The sequence below is a fragment of the Streptomyces sp. NPDC107454 genome (assembly GCF_055582885.1).
The window spans coordinates 266,215-281,077 of sequence record NZ_JBVJPA010000013.1 but is presented as its reverse complement, the minus strand read 5'-3'; the positions used below and the strand labels follow the sequence as shown (position 1 = coordinate 281,077).

Annotated in this window: 13 protein-coding genes and 1 tRNA gene; 10 read left to right on the top strand and 4 right to left on the bottom strand. The window is 70.0% G+C overall.

From position 1 onward, the window contains the following. Positions 1 to 66: 66 nt before the first annotated feature. Positions 67 to 762, bottom strand: a complete 696-nt coding sequence (locus ACZ69M_RS32300; protein WP_470055379.1) for a copper chaperone PCu(A)C domain-containing protein — start codon at positions 760 to 762, stop codon at positions 67 to 69. A gap of 646 nt (positions 763 to 1,408) precedes the next feature. Between ACZ69M_RS32300 and ACZ69M_RS32295 the strand changes: the two genes are divergently transcribed. The 6 genes from ACZ69M_RS32295 (at position 1,409) to ACZ69M_RS32270 (ending at position 8,111) form a co-directional block, all read left to right on the top strand. After that, positions 1,409 to 1,891: a CarD family transcriptional regulator gene (locus ACZ69M_RS32295; protein ID WP_003953493.1), complete on the top strand. Its 483-nt coding sequence runs from the start codon at positions 1,409 to 1,411 to the stop codon at positions 1,889 to 1,891. Positions 1,892 to 2,337: 446 nt separating this feature from the next. Then, a complete protein-coding gene (gene ispD / locus ACZ69M_RS32290) occupies positions 2,338 to 3,090 on the top strand; it encodes a 2-C-methyl-D-erythritol 4-phosphate cytidylyltransferase (protein WP_470055377.1) in 753 nt (250 codons plus the stop codon). Continuing rightward, entirely contained in the window at positions 3,080 to 3,598 is a 519-nt protein-coding gene (gene ispF, locus ACZ69M_RS32285; protein WP_470055375.1) for a 2-C-methyl-D-erythritol 2,4-cyclodiphosphate synthase, read from the top strand. Before ispD ends, ispF begins: the two co-directional genes overlap by 11 nt. A 183-nt stretch (positions 3,599 to 3,781) precedes the next feature. Further along, entirely contained in the window at positions 3,782 to 5,182 is a 1,401-nt protein-coding gene (gene cysS / locus ACZ69M_RS32280) for a cysteine--tRNA ligase (protein WP_470055373.1), read from the top strand. A gap of 144 nt (positions 5,183 to 5,326) precedes the next feature. Beyond that, the gene (gene rlmB / locus ACZ69M_RS32275) at positions 5,327 to 6,271 is read left to right on the top strand and encodes a 23S rRNA (guanosine(2251)-2'-O)-methyltransferase RlmB (protein WP_181650868.1); all 945 of its coding nucleotides are present in this window, start codon (positions 5,327 to 5,329) and stop codon (positions 6,269 to 6,271) included. Positions 6,272 to 6,425: 154 nt separating this feature from the next. Continuing rightward, positions 6,426 to 8,111 carry a DoxX family protein gene (locus tag ACZ69M_RS32270; RefSeq protein WP_470055371.1) on the top strand — a complete coding sequence of 562 codons (1,686 nt, stop codon included), beginning with the start codon at positions 6,426 to 6,428 and terminating at the stop codon, positions 8,109 to 8,111. 113 nt (positions 8,112 to 8,224) lie between these two features. On the opposite strand, the gene ACZ69M_RS32265 is transcribed toward ACZ69M_RS32270, so the two are convergent. The 3 genes from ACZ69M_RS32265 to ACZ69M_RS32255 form a co-directional block, all read right to left on the bottom strand. Next, complete coding sequence (locus ACZ69M_RS32265; RefSeq protein WP_392928385.1) at positions 8,225 to 8,956, bottom strand: nucleotidyltransferase family protein; 732 nt, start codon at positions 8,954 to 8,956, stop codon at positions 8,225 to 8,227. A gap of 111 nt (positions 8,957 to 9,067) precedes the next feature. Next, a complete protein-coding gene (locus tag ACZ69M_RS32260; RefSeq protein WP_470055369.1) occupies positions 9,068 to 9,520 on the bottom strand; it encodes a hypothetical protein in 453 nt (150 codons plus the stop codon). Between the two features lie 246 nt (positions 9,521 to 9,766). Continuing rightward, positions 9,767 to 10,903 carry an ABC transporter ATP-binding protein gene (locus tag ACZ69M_RS32255; protein WP_352044051.1) on the bottom strand — a complete coding sequence of 379 codons (1,137 nt, stop codon included), beginning with the start codon at positions 10,901 to 10,903 and terminating at the stop codon, positions 9,767 to 9,769. Positions 10,904 to 11,128: 225 nt separating this feature from the next. On the opposite strand from ACZ69M_RS32255, the gene ACZ69M_RS32250 reads away from it, so the two are divergent. The 4 genes from ACZ69M_RS32250 (at position 11,129) to ACZ69M_RS32235 (ending at position 14,578) form a co-directional block, all read left to right on the top strand. Continuing rightward, a tRNA-Thr gene (locus ACZ69M_RS32250) sits at positions 11,129 to 11,202 on the top strand. 423 nt (positions 11,203 to 11,625) lie between these two features. Then, positions 11,626 to 12,300: a YdcF family protein gene (locus tag ACZ69M_RS32245; protein WP_470055367.1), complete on the top strand. Its 675-nt coding sequence runs from the start codon at positions 11,626 to 11,628 to the stop codon at positions 12,298 to 12,300. A 209-nt stretch (positions 12,301 to 12,509) separates the two neighbouring features. Further along, positions 12,510 to 12,725: a hypothetical protein gene (locus tag ACZ69M_RS32240; protein ID WP_470055365.1), complete on the top strand. Its 216-nt coding sequence runs from the start codon at positions 12,510 to 12,512 to the stop codon at positions 12,723 to 12,725. A gap of 431 nt (positions 12,726 to 13,156) precedes the next feature. After that, a complete protein-coding gene (locus ACZ69M_RS32235; protein ID WP_470055363.1) occupies positions 13,157 to 14,578 on the top strand; it encodes a VMAP-C domain-containing protein in 1,422 nt (473 codons plus the stop codon). Positions 14,579 to 14,863 lie beyond the last annotated feature (285 nt).

The window sequence follows — 14,863 nt, the reverse complement described above, 5'->3', positions numbered from 1 at the left end:
GACAAAGGGCGGGACGTGCGACAAAGGGCGGCACCCTTCGGGGTACCGCCCTTCGTGCGTGCTGGATCAGTGGCCGGCCGACGAGGAGGCCGTCGCGGTGGCCGTGGCCGTCGCGCTCGCCGAGGCCGCGTCGCCGGGCGTGCCCGAGACGGAGTCGGACGGCGAGGTCGAGGCATTCGGCGACTTCGAGGCCTTCGGCGACTTCGAGGAGCTCGTGGAGCCGGTGGCCGTGGCGCCGGGCGCCGCGGGGATGGTGGTGGGGCCCCACTTGGTGAAGTAGCTCTCGGCCGGGACGACGAACGCGCGCAGCTTCACGTCACCGGTCTTGCTGAAGGTGAAGGTGATCGGCTGGGCGTTGCCGTCCTTGACGGCCGCGCCGGGGTTGCTGAGGGCCGCGGAGGCGTTGCCCTCGCCGCCCAGGGTGACGTGGCCGCCGGCGGGGATGGTCAGCTTGCCGCCGCCCTTGGCGGGCGTGATCTGGGCGACGCCGTCGCCGCCGATCTTGACCGAGTCGAGGGTCTGCGGGGTGCGGCCGTTGTTGAAGACGGTCGCGGAGACCACCGCCGGGCCGGTGGACGTCGTGTCGGGCTGGGTGATGACGAGGGCGTTCTGGATCTTGATGTCGCCGACGCTGGTCGCCGCGTTGTCCGGCTTGACCTCCAGCGTCTGTGCGTTGTTGCCGGCGCCGCATGCGGCGAGCGAGGCGATCGAGAACGCAATGGCGGCGGCGGCAAGAGCGCCGCGTCGAAGGCTGCTGCTCACGGCGGCGGCAACTCCTTGAACGTGGGCGAAGCAGAGCGGCTCCGGTGTAAAGCCGCCCTAAGGGTCTGTCAGCGGCCTTAGGTTACCGAGCCGTTCCCACGCCGCCGCACCCGACCCGCCCCTTGGCGCCCGCGAGCCCCGTTGCGCCGCTCGTGCGCCCCGGTCCTCGAGTGGTTCCGGTCCGCCTCATCAGCTACTTTGAGCTTCTGTTCGTCCGCCATTCACATAAGTGCCCGTACGAGTTGCCGCGAGAGTAGCGACGAGATCCGCTTGGGGTTTTCCGGTAAGGAATCCATGGCGGTCCGGAAAATTGATCATCGGTAGATCGGCGCGGTCCGTGATCAATTCCGGATTCGTCTCGTACCCGACTCCGCTCACCGAACGGAGTAGCGGAAGTCATGCTCCTGGAGCGGGACAAACCGGGATGTTCAGACCCTGGTCAGGAACGTCCGGTGTGTGTAACGTACGCGTTTCTCTTGCCCTGAACAGCCGCTCCCACCTGCGAATACCCTCTTCCGCTCCCCCTTCGCAGCACGTTCGTGTCGCGGTTGTCAAGCCCCGAGATATGCCCTGACCTGCGAAAACGCCATTCAGAAGACGCCGTTTCCGTGTTACCCTGGATAGCCACGGAAGGGGTACCTGTCACATGACGTTCAAGGTTGGCGACACCGTGGTCTATCCCCATCACGGGGCCGCGCTGATCGAGGCCATCGAAACTCGCCAGATCAAAGGCGTGGACAAGACCTACTTGGTGCTGAAGGTCGCCCAGGGCGACCTGACGGTGCGTGTGCCAGCGGACAATGCGGAGTTCGTCGGCGTGCGTGATGTGGTCGGTCAGGATGGGCTGGACCGGGTCTTCGAGGTGCTGCGCGCGCCGTACGCCGAGGAGCCCACGAACTGGTCTCGTCGTTACAAGGCAAATCTGGAGAAGCTCGCCTCCGGCGATGTCATCAAGGTCGCGGAAGTCGTGCGTGACCTGTGGCGTCGTGAGCGCGAACGCGGACTCTCCGCCGGAGAGAAGCGCATGCTCGCCAAGGCCCGCCAGATCCTGGTGAGCGAGCTCGCCCTCGCGGAGAACACCAACGAGGACAAGGCCGAGGCCCTGCTCGACGAGGTTCTCGCGTCCTGACGCAGACAGTCGAGACGGTGGCCGCTCACCCGGCGGTCGTCCCGGCGTCCACACAAGGCCGCACGGCTGCGCAATGAAATGCCGCGGTGCCCGATGACGTAATTGCTGTCGCTCCACACGATGGCTGTCGCCGGGCGCTGCGGCATGTTCGTACCCGCGCGATTTCGGAAACGTGTGGCCCCGAATTCGCCTGCGTCCCATGGAATGCACCTGTGTCCCATGGAGTACACCTGTGTTCCATGCGCCTGCGTCCCCGGTGCCGCGTCGATACCCGCGTCCCCGATACTTGGCGTGCCGGGCCCGGACAGCTTGCTCGACCGGATGTCACGGAAGGGTCCGGTCAGGGCTCGCGCCCGGCACTGCCCCGAGCTCTCGGCTTCGCTCGAGCAAGGGGCACGCCCAGGCCATACCCAAGCACGCCGAGTACACAAACCTGACAGGAACCGATGTCTGACGATTCGCGCTCCTCGCTGTCCGGAGGCCGCACGGCGGCCGTGATTCCGGCCGCCGGACGGGGCGTGCGCCTCGGTCCGGGCGCCCCCAAGGCGCTTCGCGCGCTGAACGGGACCCCCATGCTCATCCACGCGGTGCGCGCCATGGCCGCCTCCCGCGCGGTGTCGCTGGTCGTCGTCGTGGCCCCGCCCGACGGTGCCGCCGAGGTGAAGGCGCTGCTCGACACGCACGCGCTGCCCGAGCGGACCGACTTCCTCGTCGTCCCCGGCGGGGACAGCCGCCAGGAGTCCGTGAAGTACGGGCTCGACGCGCTGCCCCCCGGCGTCGACATCGTCCTCGTGCACGACGCGGCCCGCCCGCTCGTGCCGGTGGACACGGTCGACGCCGTGATCGAGGCCGTACGCGACGGCGCGCCCGCCGTCGTACCCGCGCTGCCGCTCGCGGACACCGTCAAGCAGGTCGAGCCGGCGAGCGAGCCGGGGACGCCGGAGCCCGTCGTCGCCACGCCCGAGCGGGCGCGGCTGCGCGCCGTGCAGACGCCGCAGGGGTTCGACCGCGCCACCCTCGTCCGCGCCCACGAGACCGTCACCGACAACGTGACGGACGACGCGAGCATGGTCGAGCAGCTCGGGGAGCGGGTGGTGGTCGTGCCGGGTCACGAGGAGGCGTTCAAGGTGACGCGTCCCCTGGACCTCGTCCTGGCGGAGGCGGTCCTCGCGCGCAGGAGGGCAAACGATGGCTTCTGAGGCTTCCGAGTCACCCACGCCGGTGCCCGTGGTGCTGCCGCAGGTCGGGATCGGTACCGACATCCACGCCTTCGAAGAGGGGCGGGAGCTGTGGTGCGCCGGGCTGCTCTGGGAGGGCGAGGGGCCGGGGCTCGCGGGACACTCCGACGCGGACGTCGTCGCGCACGCCGCCTGCAACGCGCTGTTCTCGGCGGCGGGGATCGGTGACCTCGGCGCCCACTTCGGGACCGGGCGCCCCGAGTGGTCCGGCGCGTCCGGGGTCACGCTGCTGACGGAGGCCGCGCGGATCGTCCGCGCGGCGGGCTTCACCATCGGCAACGTCGCCGTCCAGGTCGTCGGGCCCCGCCCGAAGATCGGGAAACGACGGGACGAGGCGCAGAAGATCCTCTCCGAGGCGGTCGGGGCACCGGTGTCGGTCTCCGGCGCCACGACGGACGGCCTCGGCTTCCCGGGCCGCGACGAGGGTCTGATGGCGATCGCCACGGCCCTGGTGGCCCGCACGCCCTGACGCGCGTCGGCCCCGCCCCCGGTACGCGCGTCGGCCTCGGCCCCGCTCCCGGTACGCGTCGGCCCCGGTGCCGGTGGTGCCGGTGATGTCGAGAGGGCGACGGCCGCCCGCAGATGTCACGAATAAGTCCTCCTTGCGAGGGAAGGTCGCGGGGCACTCCCCGTGGCCCACTACCCTGGAGTGGTGACCATTCGCCTGTACGACACCAGCGCCCGGCAGATCCGTGACTTCTCCCCGCTCAAGCCGGGTTGTGTCTCGATCTACCTGTGTGGCGCCACCGTGCAGGCCGCACCGCACATCGGGCACATCCGCTCGGGCCTCAACTTCGACATCATGCGCCGCTGGTTCGAGTACCGCGGGTACGACGTCACGTTCATCCGCAACGTGACCGACATCGACGACAAGATCATCACCAAGTCGGCGGACCAGGGCCGCCCTTGGTGGTCGATCGGGTACGAGAACGAGCGCGCGTTCAACGACGGGTACGCCGCGCTCGGCTGCCTGCCGCCCACCTACGAGCCGCGGGCCACCGGGCACATCACCGAGATGGTGGAGATGATGCGCGGGCTCATCGAGCGCGGACACGCGTACGAGGCGGACGGGAACGTCTACTTCGACGTGCGGTCCTTCCCCGGGTACCTCCAGTTGTCCAACCAGGAGCTGGACAACCTCCAGCAGCCGTCCGGTGTCGGCGAGACCGGCAAGCGGGACCCGCGCGACTTCGCCATGTGGAAGACCGCGAAGCCGGGCGAGCCGAGCTGGGAGACGCCGTGGGGACGGGGCCGGCCCGGCTGGCACCTCGAGTGCTCCGCCATGGCCCACAAGTACCTGGGCACCGCCTTCGACATCCACGGCGGCGGGATCGACCTGATCTTCCCGCACCACGAGAACGAGATCGCGCAGGCCAAGGCCTTCGGCGACGAGTTCGCGAAGTACTGGGTGCACAACGCCTGGGTCACCATGAGCGGCGAGAAGATGTCCAAGTCCCTGGGCAACTCCGTACTCGTCTCCGAGATGGTCAAGACGTGGCGTCCGATCGTGCTGCGCTACTACCTCGGCACCCCGCACTACCGCTCGATGATCGAGTACAGCGAAGAGGCCCTGCGCGAGGCCGAATCGGCGTTCGCGCGCATCGAGGGCTTCGTGCAGCGCGTCGTCGAGAAGGCGGGGGGCGTCGTCGAGCCCGCCGCCGAGGTGCCGCCCGCCTTCGCCGAGGCCATGGACGACGACCTGGGCGTCCCGCAGGCGCTCGCCATCGTGCACACGACCGTGCGACAGGGGAATTCGGCCCTGGCCGCCGACGACAAGGAAGCCGCCGTCGCCCGCCTCGCCGAGGTGCGGGCCATGCTCGGCGTCCTCGGGCTCGACCCGCTCGACGAGAAGTGGGCCGGCGAGGGCGACCGCGGTGAGGACCTGCACGGCGTCGTCGACACCCTGGTCCGGATGGTCCTCGACCAGCGCGAGGCCGCCCGCACCCGCAAGGACTGGGCCACCGCGGACGCCATCCGCGACCAGCTCAACCAGTCCGGTCTGGTCATCGAGGACGGCCCGCAGGGACCGCGCTGGACGCTCGGCCCCCGCTGAGCGGGCCCCCTCGGGGGCTTTCCCAGGGCCTCCTCGGAGCCCCTGGGCCTTGATCGATTGTGCCGCCCGGGCCTCCGGGCGGCACACTGCATATACGACACCTCAAGAACGTACGCACGCTCGCCTCACACAGACAGGTAGGTCATGGCCGCTAACAACCGCCGCATGTCCGGCAAGAAGGGCGCGCAGGTCGGCAGTGGCGGCCAGCGACGCCGGGGCCTGGAAGGCAAGGGCCCCACCCCGCCCGCCGAGATGCGCAAGGGGCACAAGAAGAACCGCATCGCGGGCGCCAAGGCGAAGCAGATCGCGCGCCGCCCCGCCACCCCGCGCGGGCGCGGCGGCAAGGGCACCTCCGAGATGGTCGTCGGACGCAACTCGGTCGTGGAGGCGCTGCGCGAGGGCGTGCCCGCTTCGATGCTGTACGTGCAGCAGTTCATCGACAACGACGAGCGGGTGCGCGAGGCGCTCCAGCTCGCCGGTGAGCGCGGCGGCATCCACCTCATGGAGGCCCCGCGCCCCGAGCTCGACCGCATGACCAACGGGCTCAACCACCAGGGTCTCGTCCTCCAGGTCCCGCCGTACGAGTACGCGCACCCCGAGGACCTCGCCGCCGCCGCGTACGACGAGGGCCAGGACCCGCTGATCGTCGCCCTCGACGGTGTGACCGACCCCCGGAACCTGGGTGCCGTCGTCCGTTCCGTCTCGGCCTTCGGCGGCCACGGCGTCGTCGTGCCCGAGCGGCGCGCGGCCGGCATGACCGCCGGTGCCTGGAAGACGTCGGCCGGTGCCGCCGCCCGTACGCCCGTCGCCCGAGCCGCCAACCTGACGCGGGCCCTCGAGTCGTACAAGAAGGCCGGTCTCGTCGTCGTCGGACTCGCCGCGGACGGCGAGGTCGAGGTCGGTGATCTGGAGGCCCTCGGCGGTCCCGTCGTCATCGTCGTCGGCAGCGAGGGCAAGGGTCTGTCCCGACTGGTCGGCGAGACCTGCGACTTCCGGGTGCGGATTCCGATGCCGGGCGGCACCGAGTCGCTGAACGCCGGTGTCGCGGCGGGAGTCGTGCTGTACGAGGCCTCGCGCCGGCGCGTCTGAGCAGGCGTCCGAACGGATATCTGAACAGGCGTTTGAGCAGACGTCTGAGTGAGTCACCCCCGTGGGGCCATCGGGATGTTCGGGATGACCTTGACGCGGTCCGGACAGATCGGCGCAGTCAAGGCAGTGTCCTAAACACACATCACTCGGTTAGATGAGTGTGGACACCAGAACACCCCGCACACCCACGGGGGACCGCTCGTCGGGATTCGACGACGCTCCCGCGCTGAGCATGGTGAAGGTGCCGAGCGATCCGGCGCAGGTCATCGTCAATCATGCGAGCTTCCGCGTGCAGCTAGGCGGCGCGACGCGGCCCCCATCCTGGCGCGTCGCACGGCACTTGAGCGCCGACGACACCGCGCGGATCCCCGGCGTCGGTACGGCGGGCAGAGCGGGCGGCCCGGCCGCCGGGGCCCGCCGTCGCGCACCCGTCGTCTGGAGCGGGCGGTCCGACCCCGACGACACCGGCGCCCACCGCCTGCTGCAGGCCGTGCGCAGCACCAGCGTGCGCCACGGCGCCGCGGACCCGACGGGCGACGGCGGCGCCACCCAGGTCATCCCCCGCCTCGACGAACACCAGGGCTATGCGGGCGACTTGACCGTCGACACGGTCGAGACGCCCCTCGTCGGCAGCCAGCGCGGCCACGACCACGACTCCGCGGGGACCCGGCTGCTGCCGAACATGCGCAGCGTGGACAGCGCGTACGACGAACCGCGCTACACGGGCGGGCAGTTCGCGGCGGAGGACCCCGACGACGACGGCGGCGGCACACCGGCCAGGCGGCACGCCTCGGACCCGGTCCGGCACGCCTACTACCCCGGGCGCCGGATGAACCTCGGCGTGGTGCTGCTCCCGCTCCGCGTCTTCCTCGGCTTCATCTCCATCTACGCCGGCATGGGCAAGCTCTGCGACCCCGTCTACTTCGACGGCGGCAAGCGCGGTTCCATGGTCAAGTGGCTGAACACGCTGCACCCTTGGGACGTCGCCGAGCCGCTGCGTCAGTTCGCGCTCCAGCACCCCGTCGGCTCCGGACTCGTCATCGCCTTCCTCCAGGTCATCGTGGGCGTCCTCACGGTGCTCGGGCTGTGGCAGCGGGTCGCCGCCGTGGTCGGCGCGATGCTGTCGGCCGCGCTCATCGTCACCGTCAGCTGGAAGACGGTCCCCGCGTACGACGCGCCGGACATCATCTACCTCGCCGCCTGGTCGCCGCTGATCATCGCGGGCGCGCCCGTCTACTCCGTCGACGGACGCCTCGCGAGCGAGGCCTGGCGCACGCTCGGGCCCCGCGCCGACATCTGGGACCTGCGGCACCGGGTGCTGCGCCGCGGCGCGCTCGTCTCGGCCGTCGTCGTCGGCCTCACGCTCCTCATCGGCTCGCTCCTCGGCGGCGCCGTCCGTGACGCCGACCGGGTGGTCGTGCCGGGACCGGGCGAGGCCCCGCGCAACGAACTGCCCGGTTCCCCGCTTCCCGACGAGCCCGGCACGCCCCAGCACAGGACCACCACTCCCTCGGCCTCGGCCAAGGCGCCCACCCACGGCAGCTCCTCCTCGCCGTCGGGCGCGGCCACCACGCCGGGCGCCACGGTCCGTGAGACGGGCGGCACGGTCACCAGCGGCCCCAGCCAGACCCAGGGCACCGGCCAGGCCCCGCCCCAGCAGTCCTCGCCGGTCCACCAGGCCCCGAGCACCAGCGCGGGCCCGACGTCCAGCGGCGGCAGCTCCAGCACCGGTGGCAGCGGTTCGGCCGGCGGCACCTCCTCCGGTGGTTCGAGCGGTGGCGGTGGCGGTGGCGGCACCTCCGGCGGCTCGGACAAGCTGGTCGGCGGTCTCCTCGGGTAACGCGTCACGCCCCCTGGCCGTACGAGGACGGGCCCCGCACATCTGATGTGCGGGGCCCGTCCTCGTACGGCGGGAAAGGGGCTCTCGGCCCTCGTACGGCCGGAAAGGGGCTCTCAGCGTCCCAGGGCCGCGAGTTCCTTCGCCGCCTCCGTGAGGTCCTTCGCCGTGTCGATGGCGCGCCAGTAGGCGCCCTGCGGGAGCGGGAAGCCGGCCAGGCGGCGTTCGCGGGCCAGGTGCGGGAACGTGGTGCGCTCGTGGTCGCCGCGCTCGGGGAGCAGTTCGGCGAACTCGGCGGAGAAGACGTAGACGCCCGCGTTGATCTCGTACGTGGTCGGCGGGGACTCGATGAAGTCCGTGACGCGTCCGAAGCCGTCGGTCTTGACGGCGCCCCACGGGATGCGCGGGCGGGCGAGGGCGAGCGTCGCGACGGCGTCGCGCTCGGTGTGGAAGTCCGCCATGTCCCGCAGCGAGAAACGGGTCCAGATGTCGCCGTTCGTCGCGTACCAGGGCTTGTCCGGGTGGGGGAGGTGCGCGGCGGCGTACTTCAGGCCGCCGCCCCGGCCGAGCGGTTCCGTCTCGACGACCGTCGTGATGTTGACCGGGAGGTCGGCCGAGTCCAGCCACTTCTGGAGGACCTCGGCGAGGTGGCCGCACGAGACGACGACGTCGGTGACGCCCTCCTCGGCGAGCCAGGTCAGCTGGTGACCGATGATCGGGGTCCCGGTGCCGGGGATCTCGACCATCGGCTTGGGCCGGTCGTCGGTGTAGGGACGCAGTCGGGAGCCCTGACCACCGGCCAGGACAACGGCTTGAACGGGGCGTGACGCGGCGTTCGGATGGGTCATGCCCGAACTGTACGTGGCGCCCCGCTCACGGCTTCTGTCGGCAACCGTTCCCTTAGGCAGCTGTTACCTGAGGCAGCTGTTACCTGACAGAACAGGTGGGGTCGGTGGGGCTCAGAGATGCGTGGCCGCGACCCCCGATGCGAAGGACGTGTCGCAGACAGGGCGCGCGAACGCCTGGGCGCGCGTCGGGCCGTACGCGCGGACCGCGGCGCGGCCGAGGGCGCGGGCGATGGAGACACAGTGCTTGGCGAGCGACGGGCGGCCGTTCACGGCCTCCTGGAGGTGGGTGAGGGCGATGCCCGGGTTCTCCTCCTGGAGCTCCAGCAGGAGCCGGTCGCGCAGCACGTCCTGCGGGGCACGGGAGACGGCACGCGAGGAGACGTCCGAGGAGGAGGCGGCGGTGAGCACCGAGTCCGAGGAGTTCCCCGACCAGTTGACTCGGGTGACCGCGAGGGTCCCGGAAAGCACCAGGACGACAGGCAGAACGAGGGCGAGGGTGCGACCGATCCGGCGCGCGGGGCCACGGCCACGCCGGGTCCGTTGGTTAGTGGTGGAGTGCTTCACGCGAGTGAGGGTAGCGCGGGGTGATGATTTGGCGACATTTAGTAATCAGTTCGGGGGATAGGGGAACGGCTTTCGCTGGGTGGCGAGTTGACGTACAGGGATCGAAATGACCGGCTTGCCGGGGTATTTGTCGACAACGAAGAGGGCCCCACAGCAGGCTGTGGGGCCCTCTTCGTCAACTTGGGTGAATTCGTCCGCGGCGCGGGTTTCGTCCCCCCGGCTTGCTTTTCGCGGTGATCAGGGCGATCAGTCGGAGAGGCGCTCGCCCGTGGAGGTCGAGAACACGTGGGTCTCGCCCGGCCGCGGCACGACGTGCAGCGTGGCGCCCTTGTCCGGGACCGCGCGGCCGCTGACGCGGACGACCAGGTCCGTGAGCTTGTCGTCGACCTTGGCGCTGCCGTAGACGTAACCGTCGGCGCCGAGCTCCTCGACGACGTTCACCGAGACGGCGAGGCCGGCCGGGGCGTCCGCGGTGTCCTTGGTCAGCGACTTGGCGGCTTCGCCGTTGTGCTCGACGATGTCGAAGTGCTCCGGGCGGACGCCGACCGTGACGGTGCGGTCGCCCTTGTCCGCGGCGGCCTTCAGGGCCTCGCGGTTCACCGGCACGACGGAGTTGCCGAACTTCACGCCGCCGTCCGTGATCGGGACCTCGACGAGGTTCATGGCGGGGGAGCCGATGAACCCGGCGACGAACAGGTTCGCGGGGCGGTCGTACATGTTGCGCGGCGAGTCGACCTGCTGGAGCAGACCGTCCTTGAGCACGGCCACACGGTCGCCCATGGTCATGGCCTCGACCTGGTCGTGGGTGACGTACACGGTGGTGATGCCGAGGCGGCGCTGCAGCGAGGCGATCTGCGTACGGGTCGAGACGCGGAGCTTGGCGTCGAGGTTCGACAGCGGCTCGTCCATGAGGAAGACCTGGGGCTCACGCACGATGGCGCGGCCCATCGCGACACGCTGGCGCTGACCGCCGGAGAGGGCCTTCGGCTTGCGGGCGAGGTAGTCCGTGAGGTCGAGGATCTTCGCCGCGTCCTCCACCTTCTGGCGGATCTCGGCCTTCGGGACACCGGCGATCTTGAGCGCGAAGCCCATGTTGTCGGCGACCGTCATGTGCGGGTAGAGCGCGTAGTTCTGGAACACCATGGCGATGTCCCGGTCCTTGGGCGGCAGGTGCGTGACGTCGCGGTCACCGATGCGGATGGCGCCGGCGTTCACGTCCTCGAGCCCCGCGAGCATGCGGAGCGAGGTGGACTTGCCGCAGCCGGAGGGACCGACGAGGACGAGGAACTCGCCGTCCTCGATGTCGATCTCCAGAGCATCGACGGCGGGCTTCTCGGAACCCGGGTAGATCCGGGTTGCCTTGTCGAACGAGACAGTGGCCATGGTGAGGGGCCCCCTTCACCGGCAGGAACGTGCCGGACGATCCGTTGTAAAGGTGGTGTCCACCGCGAAGCCTTCGCGGTGGTGTAGTCCACAAGAGTGAACTGGCTCAGGACGGTACCTGGCGTTCACCTGGTCTGTCAGTAGCCAGGGGCCTGTGAACTTCGCGGAAATTTTCGAGAGGGCGCGGCTGGGACCTGGGTACACTGCACGGGCACACGCGTGCAGGCCTCCTTAGCTCAGCTGGTCAGAGCGCCGCTCTTGTAAAGCGAAGGTCGTCGGTTCGAATCCGACAGGGGGCTCCGTGAACTGCCTGGGACAACGCCCTCACGAGCAAAGATCGTGGGGGCGCTGACGGCAGTTCTTGACGGCAGCCCCGCTCAACGGCGCCGTTTGAGCAGGCGATCGATGTGGCCCATGGCCGGTACAGATTCCGTGGCTCGATCGGCCTACCACTGCGTGTCGTGAAGACGTGATCACCGTCGTGCCAGTCCTTGCCGGCGGTGCCCCGACGGGCGGCTTGCCGCGGACCCTGCCACCGGAGCGGCGCCACGCACATCAGCGGGAGGGGGGATCACCCTCGCTCGCCGGTCCTGGGGCGTGTCGAGGTACAGCTCCTTGCCGCCGGTGGCCGAGTTCGTGGTGGGTATCCGCTCAGCTTGTCGCTTCGCGTGGGAGTACGACTTCAAGGTCCCGGATTCAGCACACGACACGGAGGAGCAGGCATGATCTCGGCACAGGCATGGGCGGACGCCCGACTGCTGTGGGACCACCACCGTATGCACCACGACGCTCGGCCCTGCTCGGTGGCCGTCGGTCTGGGCAGCCACGACCTCGGTGTGGCTGACGTGACAGCGGATCTGTACCACCAGGGCATGGCGCCGGTCATCGTGTTCACCGGGGCCACCAGCCCCACGACCCGGGCGCGCATGCCGCGTGGCGAGGCCGTCCATTACCGCGAGCGGGCGTTGCGGCTCGGAGTGCCCGATTCCGCCGTGTTGCTGGAGCCGCGCGCTACGAACACCGGCGAGAACATCGAGTTCGCCAAAGCGGTGCTTGCCGAGGCCGGCATCAGGGTCTCGTCCGTCCTGCTCGTGAGCAAGCCGTATGAGGAGCGACGCTCATACGCCATGCTGCGAAAGCTCTGGCCTGAGGTCGAGGTGGTGTGTGCGTCCACGCCGATGGGCTTGGAGGAGTACGCCGACTCAATCGGGGATGCCCACATGGTGATCGACATGATCGTGGGCGCCCTGCAACGGGTGCTCGTGTTCCCCGACCGGGGTCTGGCCATCGAACAGGATGTCCCGGACGTCATCCTGGCTGCTTACGAGCGGCTGTGCGCCGAGGGCTTCACCAGCCGACTGCTGCCGGTCGACGTTGCTGCTCGCCCCGGCGCGTGACGGCAGGTCGGACGAGAGCCCACACGTCCCTCTGGTGACCGTTCCGAACTTTCCCCACCTCATCAAGGCCCGCGCACGGCGCCGGCGCGAGGCATGACGTAGGGAGACCCGCTGGGGGCTGGGGCGGCCGGTGGGCGCCCGGAAGATACCTAGGCACCTCTCAGGCTGGTCGTTATCCTGGAGCGCCACATACTTACTCGGGGGCGTCTGTGGTCGAGCTCGGCGTGCTGTTCGGTCTGTTGGTGGCAGCGGTACTGGTCCTGCTCTTCGTGCTCCTGCGCCGAAGAAACGGCAACACGGAGAACGTCGACGGTCGCCTGATCGAGCAGGCGCGGCGGGTGCAGGCGTACAACGACAGGGTCTCCTACAACGCCCGCTCAGTGCACAGCTCTTCGCCCACCATGACCGACCACTACCGTCCCTGACCCCATGGGGGACCACGGGGGCTCGGGCGAGAACCCGCAGAGCGCGCCGGTCGGCGTTCCGCCGGGCCGAACCGCAGCTCCGAAGCCCCACGGCGTGACGGCAGGCTGTGAGCGCGACATCCGTGCGCATCGGCGTATCGGGGCAACCAGCCGCGCACCCCGCGGGCCAGGCCGGACGGCATCGCCCCTGGTCGTTGGGCTGTTGGGGGGAACCTGTAAAGCGAAGGCCGTCGGTTGGCATCCGACAGGGGGCTCCAACAGCGCAAACAGCACGGGCATCCCGCGGTGATGCCCGTGGTTTTCCCTGCCGTGCCCCGCTTTACGGCCTTACCCTGTTGGGCACCATCAGGGTGCCGCGCCAGCTGTGTGGAGGTAACGGGGTGAGAGGGCGCAGTCCGGATCGGGTCCGCAACGAGCTCATTGTCTCGATCGTGGACGCGTTGCAGGGGTCGGCCACGGTGAGCCAGGGGAGCAGCCGCGAGGTCTGGCGGGATCTGCTGGCCGGTGAACTGGCCGCGCCCGTGGAACCTTTCGGCGGGGACCGGCTGCGGCCGTGGCTGTTACAGGTGGTGAAGGGATGCACCGCCGTCGGTGACGGCCTGGCCTGCCTGGTCCGGTCCCTGGAGTACGTGGAACAGCAGTCGGCGACGGTTGCCGAGCTGTGGCCGCTCGTGGACGAGTGGGAGGCCGTCGACTTCTTCAACAACGCCGATCTCGGGCACCTGCGGCCCGTCCTGCTGGCGATGGGCTCCACGGATCTGGCCGTCATGGCGCGCCGAGCGAGCCGCTCCCGGGTCCAGGAGCTGCCCGGGTGGTGCCAGACGGGGTGGCAGGTCTTCCTGCGGCTGGCGGGCGAGAACTCCCCGGCCGGTGAACTCCCGCCCAGCATGGCCTTCCTGGCGCTGTCGGCCGATCGGCTGATGGAGGACGGCCAGTCGGAGGCCGCCGAGGTACTGCGCCGCTTCAACCGCACCCAGACCCTCGCCCTCGGCATGGAGGGCCTGCTGGCGGACTGGCAGCACTCGGACTTTCCCCAGCCCGCGCCCTCCCTCGTCCCCGCGTATCTGATGATCCAGTTCGAGCCGGACCGCATCGAGCCGGACCGGTACTACCTCTCGCACTGGCGCCAGTCCGACTCCGAGGGCTGGCATCCCGTGCGCGGCGAGACCGTCCACCTGGGCCGGGAGGAGCTCCCGGGCGCGGTGGAGCGGCTGATAGAGGAGGCCGAGGAGAAGTGGGCCGACCTGCGGCAGCCGGTGATCCTGGAGTTCATCCTGCCCTGGGAGCTGCTCAACGAGCCCGTCGAGTGGTGGTCGAAGGAGTCCGGCTCCGAGGCCCCGACCCCGCTGGTCATGGACTATCCGGTGGTGGTGCGCAGCATCGAGCGCCTGCAGCGGGCCGCCTGGCACCGGCCCTGGCACCACAAGTGGCGGCAGCTGCGGGAGCGTCCGGCGGACAGCCACCCGCACTGGAGCAGCCCGGCGGAGGACGAGGCGTACTTCTTCCATCTGGAGCGTGAGCTGAAGGAGGACCGGCACGCGGTGTGCCTGGTGCTCAGCCAGCCCCCGGGCGACGAGTCGGGCACCGGCCGCCGCGAGGTCCTCGCCGGGCTGCGGGCCGGGGTGCCCGCGATGATCTGGCACCGCAACGACTGCGGGGACCCGAAGTTCAAGGACGCCATCGGCGAGATACTCCAGGACCGGGGGCTGGGCAGCCTGGCGGAACGGGTCGGGGAGTGGCGCAAGGACGCGCTGGCCCTCGGCCCCGGGGCGTGGGACCTGCACGTGGGTCGCCATCTGGCCATTCTGCTCGACGACCCCGAGCGCAAGCCGAGTCCGCCCGGACCGGTGTAGGTCATCATGCGCCCATGGCCCGGAAGGGGCCTCCGACCGGCGCGCGGAGGCGGATGCCGCATGGTCTTGCACACGTCAGCGCCGACTGTCAGGCTAATGACGAGACAGCGCCACCGGCTGTCCCCAGGGGGCAAGTACCACCCGGCGATTGAGTTTCGGACCCTTCTACCGTCTCCTGTGGCCTGCCATGTTGCACCGCAAGCAGACCACTGCCAGGCTTGGCACGTGGATGTCACGCATGCCCGCGGACTGCGGGACTCCTCCTCGGTGCTCCCTCCGTCGTCG